The organism is Dyella mobilis (genome assembly GCF_016904945.1).
Classification (GTDB): Bacteria; Pseudomonadota; Gammaproteobacteria; order Xanthomonadales; family Rhodanobacteraceae; genus Dyella_B; species Dyella_B mobilis.
Genome location: NZ_JADIKF010000037.1, coordinates 138703 through 154518 on the forward strand (window position 1 = coordinate 138703; position 15816 = coordinate 154518).

A 15816-nucleotide genomic window follows, 5' to 3' on the forward strand; every position below is an offset into this window, starting at 1 on the left:
CAGCGGAACCATGGCGCGCCGCTGTGAAACACTCCTCAAGCCGACAACTTCGAGACCGCGCGCGCGATATCGTCCGCGTTGTCTACCGCATTCGCGAATGTAGGAGCATTCGGCGCTACATCCCTTTCCTGGCCTCCAGGGCGGTAAGTGGACGTATGGTTGCCACGGCCATCCAAATACCAATGATCCTTGGTACCGGCAAACGCATGACTCATCTCGTGCGTCATCGTTTCGGCAAGCGAGGAAATGTCCTTCCGTTGCACTTCATCCTTGGAGAAGATCACCTTACCGCCACCTATCGACACCGCAGCGGCCGTCGCGGGAATACCGCTCGTCGCTCCGCTCGCGAAGTCCTGAAGATCGAGATTGGCGCCACCCGCCGACTTGGTGTACTCAAGCCCGCGTAGCGTCGATTCCATGACATTCTTGATTTTCGCAAGGCCCTCCGGGGTGGCGGCAGACGGCCCGAATTGTTCGATCAGTTTCTGCATGTCCGCCGGATTATTGAGCTTGTCCAGCTTGGACAAAGCCGTTTGCACTTTCTGGATCGCCGCGTCGCAAGCTTGCATGAGTTTCAGCTTTCCAGGCTGATCGTTGCCGGACATCGCGTCAGACGTTTTCCCCTGCTGAGAAACTGGTGCCTGCGCCTGCTGCCTCGTTTGCTGAGGCGATTGGTTCCGAGGTCTGCTCTGACCTTGCGCTCCGCCTTGACCTTGCGCTCCGCCTTGACCTTGCGCTCCGCCTTGACCTTGCGCTCCACCTTGACCTTGCGCTCCACCTTGACCTTGCGCTCCACCTTGACCTTGCGCTCCGCCTTGACCCTGAGCTCCGCCTTGACCTTGCGCTCCGCCTTGACCCTGAGCTCCGCCTTGACCCTGAGGGCCTCGTTGCACCTGCTGTGGTGGCTGCGCTGAATTTGTCGCTGAAGGTGTGCATTGGCCGCAAGCGCAGCCTGCATTTGCAGCAGGTGGTGTTGCCTGCTGCTGCGTTGCGACGGGTTGCCACTCTCCTTTCGCGTCCCTCGCAAGCTCCGGCCCTCTGCCGCCCGAGGCATGATCCATCACGCGCCAAGTTTGCGTCTGCGGATTGAAGTCGGTTACCTGATAGAGCTTGTCGCCCATCTTGGCGAAGTGAAGCGCCGACTCTCCGGGTTTGCTCGAAGGAATCGTGTAGATGCCATTGCGATCGGGTTGATGGCCAGCGACCACCGATGGGGACACCTGATAGCGATCCAGCTGCGATTTCGAAGTGCCATCGCCTTGCGGCGAAGCAGTTTGTCCGGTGTTTTTTTCATGCGTGTCAACTGCGATCTTTCCCTGCCCGGCCCTCATACCACCTAAGCTCGACCCTTTATCGAAAAAATCCCCTTGCGCGTCAGCTGCGACCTTTCCCTGCCCCGCCATCAAACCACCTAAGCGCGACCCTTTGTCGGTAAAGTCCCTAAATGACTTAGTCTGGTCGGCTACAGCTTTCATCATGCCGCCCATGCGCGACAACATGCTTGACGATTCTTTCAAATTCGATGCATCAGACAATTTTGCGGCGTCAGCATGCCAGGGCGATGGATTCGGCTTGACCAAAGATCCCTGGTCAAACTGACGCGACCCCAGTCCCTTGCCATCCATGCGCTGCGTAAGCGTCAGCGCGTTATCCGCTTGAAATGTGGCGTTGCTTGAATAGCCCTTCGATAACGTATCCATCGTCACGACCTTTTGTGTAGTGACCGATAAGCTACCGAAGTCGCAAGGTCCTTGAGCATTACATATTTATGCACGACGTCCGGATAGACGAATTTCTGTCCAGAACTAAGCCGAAATGGCGCGCGCTTGAACTACACGACGAACGAACACGCGCCATCACTTCATGGATACCATCAGCGGCGCATCGGCACTGACTCGCACAACGCCAGGCCAATAACGTGCTTATCTCAACGCACTGCAAAATGCGCAACATTCCTCACGCCAAGGCACCACGCCACATACGTGGTGAGTCAACGTCGTATCGAGAGAAGCCTGGGATTGAACGCACATCCAAACCGCGCATGGCCTGCACGCCTTGTTGGGAAACCCAAGGAAAAACAGAGGGTGCTGTCGGCTGAAAACCAAGCCTGCGGCTTAGTGTCGCTTTCTGCAGGGTGCTGAATGAGCCGCCTTGGGCAATATCTGAAAAGGGGGGAGACATCCTTGTCCCAGATACATCCTGTACACCACAACCACTCGCGAAAGATCAATCAAGTGGGCAAATAAAATTTAAGTGGCTGGTGTCCGCAGAAACATCAGACCGCACTGAAATATCTAAATTAGGGATATTTCGATCAGTTGCGCAAGCGCGGCACGCCGTGCTCGTCGCGTTCCTCGATGGCGATGGGCCGCGTATCCAGACGGCCACCGATCACATTCTTGCTCGGCAATGCTTCGGTGTTTTCACCTCGTGCAATGGCGATCGCGTTGCGGTAGCAGCGTTGCGCCAGGGTGGCATCGCCCTGGCCGGTATAGGTATCGCCAAGCGCTTCCCACGCGTTGGCACTGGGTGCCAGCGCGAGCGCGCGTTCCAGATACTGATGTGCCTTGGCCCACTGACTCAGGCGCACGCACATGCGGCCCAAGGCCAGCAACAGGCCCGCATCGTTCGGATGTGCATCCTGCCAGGATTCGGCGCGGCGCAGGCGCGCCTCCAGGTCGCCGCCCGGCAGCGTGCCGTAGGTTTCGACCAGCAGCGACGACCACTCGCGCCGCAAGGCCGATTCCACTTCATCCATCGCCGGCAACTCCAACCCATAGCCAGCTGCCTTGCGTGCGTATGCATCGATGACGACCGGTGCGCGACGCTGCGTCTTGGGCAGTTGCGACCACAAAGTGTTCAACTCGGAGCCGTCGGTAGCGGCATTGATGCCTGCCACCAGTACCTGGGTCTCCAGCGTGTTGTACGCACGCGCACCGAGCACGCCGCTTTTCTGCAGCGGGCCCAATGCTTCGCGTGCGCGGCGCGTGTCGCCGCTGGCCAGTGCGGCGAGTGCATATTCACGCCAGCCGCCGGGGCTGAGATTGCCGCTATCGGCTTCCGAGGTCAGCAAGGCAAGCGCTTCGCCGGGACGTCCATCGCGACGCAAGACGCGGGCGCGCAGAACACGTGCGGCACGCGGCGCGAACTGCGCAGCCTCGTCCAGCGATTCCAGTGCGCGACTGTGTTCGCCGCGGCGCGAGGAGGCTTCGGCAGCGGCGAGCAGCGCCGGACCACGCAAGGTATCCAGGCGCGAGGCGCGACCGAGGTCGCGCTCCGCATCACCATGCCGCCCTTCCATCAACGCAACCAGGCCCTCGGCGAGGCGTTGCTGGCTGAGCCGGCGATGGCGGCGCGAAAAGGCACCGAAGGGCCAGCGAACCAGGCGCCACAACGCGGTGATGACCATCCATGCCAGCAACAGCAACACGATCGCCGCAAGCAGGCTGGTCTGCATGGTGTACCCGCGGAAGCGCACGAGCACGTAGCCCGGATCCTCCGCCACCCAATGCCAGCCGAACGCAGCCAGCGCGGCAACGATCACCAGCAGCAGAATCCATCGCCAGACCTTCATGGCTTGGTCCCGGCGGCAGGTGCCGTGGTGTCGGCACCGGGCTTGAGCACGTGCACGGCGCGCAGGTTGCGCAACTCGCCCAAGGCACCGCCCAGTTTCACCGGCATGGCCGGGGTAATCCTGGCAATCAATGCGGCAATGCCCTGATGCGCCTGTTGCACTGACGCCGACTGCGGATCGAACTGCGCCGTGAGGCTGGCATCGGCGCGCTTCAAGGCGGCGATCGCGGCGTCATCGTCCCAGGCCATCAACGCAGCCTGTGCCTGCGCCAGTTCCAAAGCTGTCATCTCGCGCACGAGGCGCGCGTCGGCGATATCGGCGAGCTGGCCGTTGCCTTGGTCGTGCTGGATGGTGATCACGCTGCGGAACGCACGGCGCAGACGCGCCCAGATGCCATCCGTTTGCGCGGTTGCGGGCTCATCCAGCGGCTTCAACGGCCATTGCGGAAGATCGCCGCGCAACTGCACGACGGCATCCAGCAGTTGCTGGCGATCGGCGGGTTGGCTTTTCATCAGCGCCTCGTGCTCGGCATCGATGCTCTGGCGTACACCGCCGAAGGCACTGTCGGTCACGCCGGCCAAGGTCTGGCTGGCCAGTGCGTAAGCTTGCGCTGCGCCCTGCGCATCGTGGAACAGCGTGTAGCGTTCGGTGCCCATGCGCAGCAGCGATTCGGTTTCATCCAGGCGCATGGCGTCCTGCCCGGACAGCGTCCTTTCCGAGAGCTTGCCGACGGCTTCTTCCAGGTCGCGTACGCGCTGGTCCTGCGCGAGCAGTTCTTCGCGCAAGGAGCGGTTGACCTGGTCGGCATCGTTCAAACGCTGCAGCAACGTGGCGCTTTGGTTGGTGCTGCCCGACAGCGTGTGCTCGACAGCGTTGACCCGCTCTTCCAGATTGGCGGCGGTGCGCAAGGCTTCGGCATCGATGTGCGCGAGCTGCCATTGCCGCCAGGCGACATAGCCCACACCGACGACGGCGATAAGCGCAAGCAGCAAAGCCAGCGCCAGCGTTCCGCCGCTGGAGCGGGCGGGTGTGGGCGGCCGACTGGCACGCGTTGGGTCGGAGGAGGCGCCGGCGGGCGCGGGGCTGCGTTCGGGGGTGAGATCGTCCTGGCTCATGGGCGCATGCTAACAGCCCGCGCGGCCCGCTTCGTGGCGTGCGCGTGAACAAACCTCCGCGGCCATCGCCAGCAGATCGGCCTGATTGGCCGAGGCTGCCACCTGCCAGCGCTCGAAACCCGCCGAGCGCGCCTGTTCGGCGAGGCGTTCGCTACTGACGATGACCATGGCTGCGCGCAATCGCAGGCGTGCCTGCCCCGACAGTTGCTGCATCAGGTGCTGCAACGCTTCGCCACTGGAAAGCAGCATGCAGGCCGTGGCAGGCAATTGCAGCACGGCTTGCAGGTGACGCCGGTTCAAACGGGGCGCGGTGCGCTCGTAGACGTGTACTTCGCGCACTACGGCACCGCGCGTGGCCAGCTGCTCCTGCAACAAGCCACGCCCTCCCGGGGCCGTGATCAAAGCCACGTGCCGGCCCTGCAACGGCTGCGCGCCGAGCAGATGCAGCACGCCTTCGCTGTCCTGGCGCGCCGCGGCAGGAATCTGTGCCGAGATACCGTGCCGCCGTAGCGCACGGGCCGTGCCCTGTCCGATCGCGATGACCATGCCTCGCGTTACCAGCGGCGCCAACGCCATCGCGTAACGCACCGCGGCGGGACTGGTGAAAATGAGCACGTCATCGTTCTGTGCGTGCTGCCACGGCTCCAGCGCAAGGGGTTGGGGAATCGCCCGCAGCGACAGGCCCGGCAGCAGCAACGGCACGCCTCCTTGCCTGCGTATCCGTCGCGCCAATGCCCCCGCCGTTCCGGCCGGCCGGGTTACGACTATCGTGCAACCGGCCAAGGGACCGGCAGCATCGGCTGGCATGGGAGGCTGGACACCGGATTCCATGAAGGCAGGACCAGGGGAGATGAAACCCGAGTCTAGGGCCTGTTAGCACTATTTTCGTGGCCCGCGCCGTGAGCTGTTTGCTCGCCAGCCAAGGAAAAGTGAGGGAGTGCACGTCCGTACACGACCGCGCGATGACGCCGCATGGCGGCCACTCAACGACAACGCGGGCTACGAAAATAGTGCTAACAGGCCCTAGCACCTACACTGTTCGCTTCCCCTCCCCTGCAACACGATCACTGGATGGACAACATCGATCAACGAGCCGCAGCCCAGGCGCTGGTGGCCTTTATCCGCGAAGGCATTCCGCTCACCCGCGCCATGGCGCTGGAATTGGGCGACTACGATGGCGAACGACTCATTCTGGTCAGCCCGCTGGCCCCCAACGTCAACGACAAGGGCTGCGCCTTTGGCGGCAGCCTGGTCAGCTTGATGACGCTGACCGGATGGGGACTGGTCGAACTGGCCCTGCGCGCCCGCGGCGAGGATTGCGACGTGTTCGTCGGCACCTCCTCGGTGCGCTATCTCAGCCCGGTCTGGGGCGATTTCCAGGCCCGGGCCATACCCGCCGAGGACGCCAACTGGGAAGTTTTCTTTGCCACCCTGGCCAGTCGTGGCCGCGCGCGCATCGAAGTGACGGCCGAAGTCCCCGGCGAAGACGGCAAGCCGGCGGCCACGCTTGCGGCACAGTTCGTGGCGAAGCGCCGCGACACTGCGGCACAATGACCGGATCTGGGAGGGAGTCGATACCTATGCGCCGTATTGCCGGCCTGATTCTGTTTTTGACGGTGCTGCTGTTGTCCGGCTGCGCCACCGACAAGCGCAGCGACGCCCTTTCGCGCACCATGATCGAATACGCCAACGCCGTGCGCTGGGATGGCTTCGAGGCGGCCGAGCGGTTCGTCGATCCCAAGGTGCGCAACGCGCACCCGCTTACCGACCTGGACCTCGCACGCTTCAAGCAAGTCCAGGTCAGCGACTATGACGACGGCAACGGCCCGATCCCGGTCAGTCCGAACGAAATCCGCCAGGTGGTGCACATCAGCCTGACCAATATCCATACCCAGTCCGTACGCACCATCGTGGACCACCAGACCTGGCACTACGACCAGGAAAAGAACCACTGGTGGCTGGAAACCGGGCTTCCGGACATCACCCAAGGCAGCGACTGAGCCACCCCGCCGCCCCTGCGGCGAACTCACGGGCAACTCGCCTATAATTGGCGTTTGCCTGCCAACCGCCCGGCCTTTTCATGAACGATTTCCTGCACAAGCTGCCCGAGTTCCTGCGCAACCACCTCGAGCTGTCATTGGCGCTCGTTGCGCTGGTGATCGCCCTGATCGTCACCGAGATCATGGTGCTGCTGCGCAAGTACAAAGGACTCACCCCGGCCGGACTGACCCAGCTGATCAACCGCGACAACCCGCTGCTGATCGACCTGTCCGCCATCGCCGATTTCGAAAAAATGCACGTGCCGGGCGCCAAGCACGTCGCGATGAGCCAGTTCGACCCGGAACACAAGGACCTGGTCAAGGCCCGCGAATTGCCCGTCGTGGTGATGGACAAGGACGGCCGCACCAGCGATGGCGCCGCACAGCGCCTGGTCAAGGCCGGCTTCACCCGTGTCTACACGCTGACCGGCGGCGTACTGGCCTGGCAGGCAGCACAGTTGCCGGTCGCCAAGGGCAAGAACTGAGCGACAAGGAATGGCACTTGTAGGTCGGGTTAGCGAGGCGTAACCCGACAATATCGCACCAGAACGTCGGGCTACGCTTCGCTAACCCGACCTACGAACCGATCAAGCCTCACTGAGGCCCGCCCGCCCGGCAAGAATCTGCGCCAGCACATCCGGCGCGTAATCGAACGAGTCGTAATACAGCCGGTCTTCCGGCAGGCCCGCTTCGACAAACAGCGTGCGACCCGCATCGATCATCGCGGGCGGTCCGCTCATGTAGACATCGTGATCGGAAAGGTCCGGTTGGTCCTCCAGCACCGCTTCGTGCACCAGGCCGGCCCGCATGCCCGCGGCCAGCGCCTGTTCCGGATCGGACAGCACGGCGTGGAAGCGCAGGTCGTGCGCGCGGGCGGCCCACGTCTCGGCCAGCGTCCGCAGGTATAGATCCTCCGGATTGCGTGCGCCCCAGTACACGTCGATGGAGCGCCGCGTACCCAGCTCCATGAAGTGCTCGAGGATCGCCTTCACCGGCGCAAAACCGGTGCCGCCGGCCATGAACACCATCGGCCGCTCCGAATCCTCGCGCGCCACGAACGTACCCAGCGGGCCTTCGATGCGCAACGCGTCGCCTTCTTTCAGCACTTCGCTGACCCACGAGGTGAAGCCGCCACCGGCGACGTGACGCACGTGCAACTCGATGGCACCGTCGGCCTGCGGCCCGTTGGCAATGGAAAAGGGGCGACGGCGGCCTTCGTCCAGCAGCACGTCCAGGTATTGCCCCGGCAGCCAGTTCAAGCGCAGTTCGCCCGGCGCAGGCTGGAGTTGCAAGCCGATCACATCCGGCGCCAGCTGCCATTTGCGACTCACCTGCACGGCCAGCTGGCGGCGCGCGATGTCCTCCACCGATGTCACCTCGCGCGCTTCCAGCAGCAGATCGCTGGCCGGCACTGCCTGGCACAACAGCACGGCGTGACGCACGCGGTCCTGCGCATTCAGCGCGGTAGGCGGATTGCGCGGGTATTCGCAACGGCCTTCGACCAGGATGGCCTTGCAGCTTCCGCATACGCCGGCGCGACAGGAGTACGGCAGTGCGATGCCGGCGCGCTGCGCGGCTTCCAGCACGGTTTCCCCGGGCTTCACCTGGAAACGGCGGCCGGAGTTCTTGAGAGTAACGGTGTGCACAATGAATGGCTCTGGGCGATCCCGCATTGTCGCCGCGGTGGCGGTCGGCGGACAATGCGGGCTTACGCCACGAGTATCAAGCCATGCGCATCTGGAAACAGGACACCGACCTCGCCCGACTCAACGGGTGGAGCAAAAACACGCTGATGGAGGCGCTGGGTATCCGCTTGACCGCCGTCGGCGACGACTGGTTGCAGGGCACGATGCCGGTGGACGCCCGCACCCACCAGCCCTATGGCCTGCTGCACGGCGGAGCCTCCGTGGCGCTGGCCGAAACCCTGGGCAGCACCGCGGCCATGCTCGTGCTGGACCCCGAAAAGGAGCGCGCGGTAGGCCTGGATATCAACGCCAATCACATCCGCGGCGTACTAAGCGGCACCGTCACCGGCACGGCCCGTCCCCTGCACGTGGGACGCTCGACCCAGGTATGGGAAATCCGCATCGAAGACGAGGCCGGCAAGTTGGTATGCATCTCGCGCCTGACCATGGCGGTAGTGCCGGCCACGGCCGTGGGTTCGCGCTGATGCACAGAAACGTGGCTCGCCCTCCCCGGCAGGACAGGGAGTAAAAGCGCATGCCCGAAGAAACCCCTTACGCCCGCCTCACGCCCGACCTGGTGCTGGACGCGATCACCGCCTGCGGACCTTGGCCGGACGGGCGGCTGCTTGCTCTGAACAGCTACGAAAACCGCGTCTGGCAGGTCGGTCTGGAAGACGGCGCGCCGGTGATCGTCAAGTTCTATCGCCCCCATCGATGGAGCGATGCCGCGATCCTCGAAGAACACGCCTTCGCGCAGGAACTCGCCGATGCGGAGCTGCCGGTGGTCGCGCCGCTTCGTTTTGCCGGACGCACACTGCTGCATCACGACGGCTTCCGTTATGCCTTGTCGCCGCGCCACGGCGGCCGTGCGCCTTCGCTGGAATCGGCCGATCAACTGGAATGGCTGGGACGCCTGATTGCGCGCATGCACAGCGTCGGCGCACGCAGCACGTTTGCACATCGAGGACGGATCGATCGCGACACGCTCATCGTGCAGCCGATGCGTGCCGTGCTTGCTTCCAGCCTGCTGCCCGCATCGTTGCATGAACGCTATCGCCAGGCAGCCGAACGCCTGGACCGGCTGGTTGCCGCGCGCTTCGATGCAGTCGGCACAGTGCGCACGTTGCGGCTGCACGGCGATTGCCATCCCGGCAATGTTCTGTGGACCGATGCCGGGCCGCATTTCGTGGATCTCGACGACGCGCGCATGGGCCCGGCCGTGCAGGATCTATGGATGCTTGCGCACGATGAACGTGCCATGGAAGCATTGGTGGAAGGCTACGCATCGATGCGCGACTTCGACTACACCGAACTGGCACTGATTCCCGCCCTGCGCGCCATGCGGCAAGTGCACTATGGGGGATGGATCGCCGCGCGCTGGCACGACCCGGCCTTTCCTCAAGCGTTTCCGTTCGCCGGCGAGCCGCGCTGGTGGGAACAACACATTACGGACCTGCACGAGCAGGCGGATGAACTCGAATAAATTTTTGCTGGAGTGCTGAATGCGTCAAATCCTGTTTCGCCTGATCGGTATCCTCGAAGTCGCCGGCGGTTTCTACGGCATGGCCATCGTGCTGCCGCGCCTGCTCGCATTTGGTCCGCTGCGGATGGCGGCTTTCGGGTTGATCGAGTTCGCGATATACGCCTTCGTGCTGGTGGCCGGCGTGCTGCTGCTGGAAAACAGCGAGCGCGGCATCCGCTTTTCGAGCGTGGCGCAGTTGCTGCAACTGCCTTTGATCGCTACCCCGATCTTCAGCTATGCCCTGCACTGCGGTGCCTGCATCGATCTGTACGCGGCGCTGCACTTCCCCACCCGGCCGGAACTTACCTGGGCCTTCGGCAGCCAGCGCTTTGCCCTGGAATTCCACGGCCCGGGCGTTCCCCGCCTTGGCGTGAACGTGCTGGCCCTGCTGTCGTGGCTGGTGCTCAAACTGCGCTGAGCCGCACGTGGCCTGCTCAAAATCGGGGCTCAAGCGGGCACTGCGGTTATCATAGGCGGATGAACAGCCCCGCCGAACTGCCCGTTATCCGCCTGAAATCCGATCGTACGCCTGGCCATCCCTGGGTCTGGTCGGCCCAGGTGCACAAGCCCGAGTCACGCATTCCTCCGGGCAGCGTGGTCGACGTGATCGACGCCAAGAACCGCTTCGTCGGCCGCGCCTTCTGGAATGGGCATGCACGCATCGCGTTGCGCCTGCTCACTACGGCTGCCGATGAACCGATCGATGCGCAGTGGATCGCCGCACGCATCGATCGCGCGGTGCAACTGCGCCGCGAACTGCTGACGCTCGACACCGTCACCGATGCGTGGCGCGTGGTGCACAGCGAAGGCGACGGACTCTCCGGCCTGATCGTCGACCGCTACGCCGACATCCTGGTCGTCGAATACTTCGCGGCGGGCACGTGGAAATTCCGCGATGCGATCCACGCCGCACTGCTGCGCCACTTCCCCGGCGCGCGCCTGTACTGGTTTGCCGAAACTCACGTGCAGAAGCAGGAATCGTTCGACTGCCGCGCCATGGAAGCCCCCACCCCGGTGGAAGTGCACGAACACGGCCTGCGTTTTCACGCTGCGCCCGGGTACGGCCACAAGACCGGCTTCTTCGCCGACCAGCGCGAAAACCGCCGCCGTTTTGCCGAACTCGCGCGCGGCCGGCGCGTGCTGGACCTGTGCTGCAACGCCGGCGGCTTCGCCGTGCATGCCGCAGCGGCGGGCGCCAGCGAGGCGGTCGGCGTGGACATGGATGCCGGCATCCTGGAAATCGCCCGCGCCAACGCCCAAGCCAACGGCGTAGCCGTGCGTTTCGAACAGGCCGACATCTTCGAATGGCTGCGCCAGGCGGTTGCCCGCGGCGAGCATTACGATGCGGTGATCCTCGACCCGGCCAAGCTCACCCGCGACCGCACCAAGGTGCTGGATGCGCTGAAGAAGTATTTCGCGATGAACCGGCTGGCGCTGGACGTGATCCCGCCCGGCGGCCTGCTGCTGACCTGCTCCTGCACGGGACTGGTAAGCGAAGCGGACTTCCTGGAAATGCTGCGCCGCGTGGCGCTCAATGCCGGCCGCGAAATCCAGATCCTGGAAGTGCGCGGTGCCGGCGCGGATCATCCAGTACGCACCGATGTACCGGAAAGCCGTTACCTCAAGGCGGTGTTCTGTCGCGTCGACTGACGCGACAGCGCGCTCTAATCGCGCTTTCCCAGCCGCCAGGCCAGCACCAGCACATAGGCGAGCAGCCAGAACGCCACCAACAGAAAACACGCATTGCGCATGACCAGTGCGTAGCCCAACAGCGATACGTCGACAAACCCGTACGGATAGGTGCCGATCAGCACACCGCGTATCAGCACATAAACGAAATACGCCACCAGATACAGGCTCCACCACAACGGCGCCGTCCAGCGCAGCGCCATGCCGCGCAACGCTGCCAGGCTGTAGATAAGAACCAGTATCGGCACAGCGTAATGAAGCAGCACATCGGCCACCAGTTGCAGGCCCTGCGGCTGCCACACGTGGCGGAGCAGCACGTAATAGGCGATGCCTACGAAGGCGATGCTTGCCGTGATCCAGCCCACTGCCGCCGGCCGCACAAAAAACCTTCCGGGCGCGGAAGAAGGTGCGAGCAACGGCAGCGTTACCGCCACGCAAACCAGCCAATTGGTGAGCACGGTAAAAAACCCGAAGTAAATCACGAGCCCCTGCCCCAAGGACTTTCCATTCCCCGCGGCGTAGCGCATCGACAGATAGAGCTGCAGCAGCACGGCCACCCAGCCGAGTATCGCGATGAGCGCCAGCAGCGGGCGGGCCTTGATGTAGGTCGGAGTCATCGTGATTCCCTTGCGGATAAAAGGCGGCCTCGTTCGTCAAATCCCGGCCGTTCGTCGCCCGGCGATCGCTGCTTGTCGCGAGACGATCTCAAGCCATGACACGGTAGCGCGTAAACTGTACCCGGCTATCCCTGGAATCGCCCATGCCCCCGATCGACATCCTGCTAGTCCTGGCCGTCATTCTTCTGATCCTGCAGGTGCTGATCCTGCTGCGCGGACGCGGCGATGCCGGCCTGCACGCGCGACTGGACGCGATCAAGGACGACAACCGCCACCTGCGCGAAGCACTCGCACAGGAGCAGCGCGCCGGACGCGGCGAACTCAGCCAAGCCTTGCAGCAATTCCGCAGCCTGGTGCAGGAACAGCTCGATGCCACCGCCGCACAACAGCAGGAACGCATCGGCCTGTTCGGCCAACGCCTGGAGTTGCTTACGGAGCGCACCGATACCGGCATGCAGGCGCTCGCCCAGCGCCTGGCCGAAGACGCCCGCCGCGGCCGCGAAGAACTGGCCGCCACCTTGGCTCGCCTGGGCGAACAGCAACAGCAGCAACTGCGCGATCTCGCCGAGAACAACGAAAAGCGCCTGGGCGAAGTGCGCACCACGCTGGAAGCCAAGCTCGGCGCCATCCAGCAGGACAACGCCACCAAGCTGGAACAAATGCGCGCCACGGTGGACGAAAAGCTGCAATCGACGCTCGAAACGCGCCTTGGCCAATCCTTCAAGCTGGTTTCCGAACGATTGGAAGCCGTGCAGCGCGGCCTCGGCGAAATGCAGTCGCTGGCCAGCGGCGTGGGCGATCTCAAGCGTGTGTTGAGCAACGTGAAGACGCGCGGCATCCTCGGCGAAATGCAATTGGGCGCTTTGCTGGAACAGATGCTTACGCCTGACCAGTACGACGCCAATGTCGCCACCGTGCCCGGCTCCGCCGACCGCGTGGAATTCGCCATCCGCCTCCCCGGCAGCGACCGCGACCACCAGGTGTGGCTGCCGATCGACGCAAAGTTTCCCAGCGAGAATTACGAACGCCTGCTGGAAGCCCAGCAACAGGCCGACGCGGAGGCCGTCGAGCGGGCCGCACTGGCACTGGAACGCCACATCCGCGAAGAGGCCAAAACCATCCGCGCCAAGTACATCGCGCCGCCGGCCACCACCGATTTCGCCATCCTGTTCCTGCCTACCGAAGGCCTGTACGCCGAAGTCATCCGCCGCCCCGGTTTGTTCGAAAGCCTGCAGCGCGAGCAGCGCGTCACCATCGCCGGCCCCACGACACTGTCGGCGCTGCTCAACAGCCTGCAGATGGGCTTCCGCACGCTGGCCATCCAGCAGCGCAGCAGCGAAGTGTGGCAATTGCTCGGCGCGGTGAAGAACGAATTCGGCAAGTTCGGCGAAGTGCTGAAAATGGTACGCAAGAAACTCGACGAAGCCGGCAAGCACATCGACGCCACCAGCGTGCGCACGCGCGCCATCGAGCGCAAGCTGCGCGAGGTGGAATCATTGCCCGGCGAACAGGCCCAGCAGTTGCTGGGCGATACGTCCATCGGCGATGAGGAAGCTGCCGAGGACTGACGTACCTGGGCAGGTTGGGTTACCCCCGGATCAAGTCCGGGGCAACCCAACCTATGACCCGCGCTTAGCTCAACGCGTGGGCAGCGGCTTCGGCGATGAGCGCGCCATCCGGCCGCACGCCCGTATAGAGCACAAACTGCTCCACCGCCTGCAACACGATCACCTCGGCGCCGGTAATCACCGGCTTGCCAAGCGAGCGCGCCAATCGGATCAGCGGCGTCTCCGGCGGCAATGCCACCACGTCGAACACGACCGTTGCGCGCTCCACATCCACGCGATCAAAAGCCAGCTGGTCCGCTTCGGGACCTTCCATGCCAATCGGCGTCACGTTGATCAACAACGCTGCGTCCAAGCCTGAGGTATCTGCCGCCCACGAGAAGCCGCAGGTCTGCGCCAGCTTGCGTCCCGCCGCTTCATTGCGCGCCACGATGTGACCCCACTTGAACCCGGCATCGCGAAACGCGCACGCCACCGCCTTGGCCATGCCTCCGCTGCCGCGCAAGGCAAGCTTCGTCTCCGGCTTGAGGCCATGGCTGTCGATCAACTTGCGGATGGCGATGTAGTCAGTGTTATACGCGCGCAGATGCCCTTCGTCATTGACGATGGTGTTGACCGAGGCGATCGCCTCCGCCGACGCGTCAAGCGTATCGACCAGCGGGATGCACGCTTCCTTGAACGGCATGGAGACGGCACAACCGCGAATTCCCAGCGCACGGATGCCGCCGATCGCCGCTGGCAGGTCCCGAGTGGTGAAGGCCTTGTAGACGTAGTTCAAGCCCATAGCCTGGTACAGGAAATTCTGAAAACGCGTACCGAAATTGCCAGGCCGGCCGGACAGGGACATACACAGCCGGGTGTCGCGATTGATGGAAAGAGACATCGGAAAAGCTCTAACAGTATGAAAAGAAAGCGCTTGGAGTTCGGCCATGCCGCCCCCACATTGCTGCGACCCTACCACCTTCACGCGGGCGCTACACTTGTAGGCCTGAACCGCACCAAGGAAACCGCATGAGCGAGCAGCACCCGCCCACCGACGTCACCCGCGAGCAGGCCGAAGAAGCGGTGCGCACCCTGCTGCGCTGGGCCGGTGAAGATCCGCAGCGCGAAGGCCTGCTGGATACGCCCCGGCGCGTGGTCAAGGCCTATGGCGACTGGTTCAGCGGTTACCAGGTGGATCCGGGCGAATACCTGCGCCGCACCTTCGAAGAAGTAGCCGGCTACGACGAGATGGTCGTGCTGCGCGATATCGAGTTCGAAAGCCACTGCGAACATCACATGGCGCCGATCATCGGCCGCGCCCACGTGGGTTACCTGCCGACCAACCGCGTGGTCGGCATCAGCAAGCTGGCGCGCGTGGTGGATGCCTATGCACGCCGTTTCCAGGTGCAGGAGAAAATGACCTCGGAAATCGCCCGCTGCATCCAGGAAAACCTGCATCCCGCCGGCGTGGCCGTGGTGGTCGACGCCAGCCACGAGTGCATGACCACCCGTGGCGTGCACAAGCGCGGCGTGTCGATGATCACCAGCCAGATGCTCGGCGCCTTCCGCGAGGACGCCCGCACCCGCGCCGAATTCCTCGATTTCATCGGCATCCACGGCGCGCGCCGCTGATGCGTATCGCCGCCGTCGCACTGTGCCTGGCGCTGCCACTGGCGGCGCTGGCGCAGGGCACGGCATCCGGACTGTTCCAGGCCATGGACAGCAACGGTGACGGCCGCGTAAGCGAAACCGAATACGTGGCCTATATGAGTCAGGGTTTCTATCGCCTGGATCGCAATCACGACGGCATTCTGGAGCCGGACGAACTGCCCGGCGGTCGCGGCAAGGCCGTGACCCTGCAGCAATGGCAGAACGATCTGCGCAAGGAATTTCGCAAGCTCGACCGCCACCATCACGGTTATCTGACGGAGCAGGAACTGATGCAGCCGCCGCAGTGAGCGCGCCGCGGTTTACGTGCTGCGGCAAGCGAGAGTGTTAAGCGCATGTCTGCGCTCCTGGCCAGGTGCG

At 63.8% G+C, this 15816-nt stretch carries 17 protein-coding genes; 10 read left to right on the forward strand and 7 right to left on the reverse strand.

Going from position 1 to position 15816, the window contains the following annotated elements; translation table 11 throughout:
• Positions 1-35: 35 nt before the first annotated feature.
• The 4 genes from ISS99_RS06540 to ISS99_RS06555 form a co-directional block, all read right to left on the reverse strand.
• Complete coding sequence (locus ISS99_RS06540) at positions 36-1700, reverse strand: M35 family metalloendopeptidase (RefSeq protein ID WP_204630798.1); 1665 nt, start codon at positions 1698-1700, stop codon at positions 36-38.
• A 614-nt stretch (positions 1701-2314) separates the two neighbouring features.
• Positions 2315-3574: a heme biosynthesis HemY N-terminal domain-containing protein gene (locus ISS99_RS06545; protein ID WP_204630799.1), complete on the reverse strand. Its 1260-nt coding sequence runs from the start codon at positions 3572-3574 to the stop codon at positions 2315-2317.
• On the reverse strand, positions 3571-4689 hold the full coding sequence (locus tag ISS99_RS06550; protein WP_204630800.1) for a uroporphyrinogen-III C-methyltransferase: 1119 nt from the start codon (positions 4687-4689) through the stop codon (positions 3571-3573). Before ISS99_RS06550 ends, ISS99_RS06545 begins: the two co-directional genes overlap by 4 nt.
• Positions 4690-4698: 9 nt before the next feature.
• Positions 4699-5496: a uroporphyrinogen-III synthase gene (locus ISS99_RS06555; protein WP_204630801.1), complete on the reverse strand. Its 798-nt coding sequence runs from the start codon at positions 5494-5496 to the stop codon at positions 4699-4701.
• A gap of 264 nt (positions 5497-5760) precedes the next feature.
• On the opposite strand from ISS99_RS06555, the gene ISS99_RS06560 reads away from it, so the two are divergent.
• The 3 genes from ISS99_RS06560 to ISS99_RS06570 all read left to right on the forward strand — a co-directional run bounded on the left by ISS99_RS06560 (position 5761) and on the right by ISS99_RS06570 (position 7213).
• Positions 5761-6243, forward strand: coding sequence for a YiiD C-terminal domain-containing protein (locus ISS99_RS06560; RefSeq protein WP_204630802.1), 483 nt, complete (start codon positions 5761-5763; stop codon positions 6241-6243).
• A gap of 26 nt (positions 6244-6269) precedes the next feature.
• The gene (locus ISS99_RS06565; RefSeq protein ID WP_204630803.1) at positions 6270-6689 is read left to right on the forward strand and encodes a hypothetical protein; all 420 of its coding nucleotides are present in this window, start codon (positions 6270-6272) and stop codon (positions 6687-6689) included.
• An 80-nt stretch (positions 6690-6769) separates the two neighbouring features.
• On the forward strand, positions 6770-7213 hold the full coding sequence (locus tag ISS99_RS06570; protein WP_204630804.1) for a rhodanese-like domain-containing protein: 444 nt from the start codon (positions 6770-6772) through the stop codon (positions 7211-7213).
• 102 nt (positions 7214-7315) lie between these two features.
• Here ISS99_RS06570 and ISS99_RS06575 read toward each other — a convergent pair whose 3' ends face one another.
• Positions 7316-8374 carry a 2Fe-2S iron-sulfur cluster-binding protein gene (locus tag ISS99_RS06575; RefSeq protein ID WP_284343778.1) on the reverse strand — a complete coding sequence of 353 codons (1059 nt, stop codon included), beginning with the start codon at positions 8372-8374 and terminating at the stop codon, positions 7316-7318.
• 83 nt (positions 8375-8457) lie between these two features.
• On the opposite strand from ISS99_RS06575, the gene ISS99_RS06580 reads away from it, so the two are divergent.
• Genes ISS99_RS06580 through ISS99_RS06595 form a run of 4 tightly spaced genes read left to right on the forward strand, consistent with a single transcriptional unit; the run spans position 8458 to position 11585 of the window.
• Positions 8458-8898, forward strand: a complete 441-nt coding sequence (locus tag ISS99_RS06580; RefSeq protein ID WP_204630806.1) for a hotdog fold thioesterase — start codon at positions 8458-8460, stop codon at positions 8896-8898.
• 50 nt (positions 8899-8948) lie between these two features.
• A complete protein-coding gene (locus ISS99_RS06585) occupies positions 8949-9896 on the forward strand; it encodes a serine/threonine protein kinase (protein ID WP_204630807.1) in 948 nt (315 codons plus the stop codon).
• Positions 9897-9915: 19 nt separating this feature from the next.
• The gene (locus tag ISS99_RS06590) at positions 9916-10353 is read left to right on the forward strand and encodes a hypothetical protein (RefSeq protein ID WP_204630808.1); all 438 of its coding nucleotides are present in this window, start codon (positions 9916-9918) and stop codon (positions 10351-10353) included.
• A gap of 59 nt (positions 10354-10412) precedes the next feature.
• Positions 10413-11585 carry a class I SAM-dependent rRNA methyltransferase gene (locus ISS99_RS06595; RefSeq protein ID WP_204630809.1) on the forward strand — a complete coding sequence of 391 codons (1173 nt, stop codon included), beginning with the start codon at positions 10413-10415 and terminating at the stop codon, positions 11583-11585.
• A gap of 14 nt (positions 11586-11599) precedes the next feature.
• Here the strand turns inward: ISS99_RS06595 and ISS99_RS06600 are convergent, their stop codons facing one another.
• Complete coding sequence (locus ISS99_RS06600) at positions 11600-12241, reverse strand: Pr6Pr family membrane protein (RefSeq protein ID WP_204630810.1); 642 nt, start codon at positions 12239-12241, stop codon at positions 11600-11602.
• Between the two features lie 143 nt (positions 12242-12384).
• Between ISS99_RS06600 and ISS99_RS06605 the strand changes: the two genes are divergently transcribed.
• Entirely contained in the window at positions 12385-13809 is a 1425-nt protein-coding gene (locus ISS99_RS06605; RefSeq protein WP_204630811.1) for a DNA recombination protein RmuC, read from the forward strand.
• Between the two features lie 64 nt (positions 13810-13873).
• On the opposite strand, the gene ISS99_RS06610 is transcribed toward ISS99_RS06605, so the two are convergent.
• Positions 13874-14689: a shikimate 5-dehydrogenase gene (locus tag ISS99_RS06610; RefSeq protein WP_204630812.1), complete on the reverse strand. Its 816-nt coding sequence runs from the start codon at positions 14687-14689 to the stop codon at positions 13874-13876.
• 128 nt (positions 14690-14817) lie between these two features.
• On the opposite strand from ISS99_RS06610, the gene folE reads away from it, so the two are divergent.
• Both folE and ISS99_RS06620 read left to right on the forward strand, forming a co-directional pair.
• Entirely contained in the window at positions 14818-15420 is a 603-nt protein-coding gene (gene folE / locus ISS99_RS06615) for a GTP cyclohydrolase I FolE (RefSeq protein ID WP_204630813.1), read from the forward strand.
• Positions 15420-15746, forward strand: coding sequence for an EF-hand domain-containing protein (locus ISS99_RS06620; RefSeq protein ID WP_204630814.1), 327 nt, complete (start codon positions 15420-15422; stop codon positions 15744-15746). Before folE ends, ISS99_RS06620 begins: the two co-directional genes overlap by 1 nt.
• Positions 15747-15816: the final 70 nt, after the last annotated feature.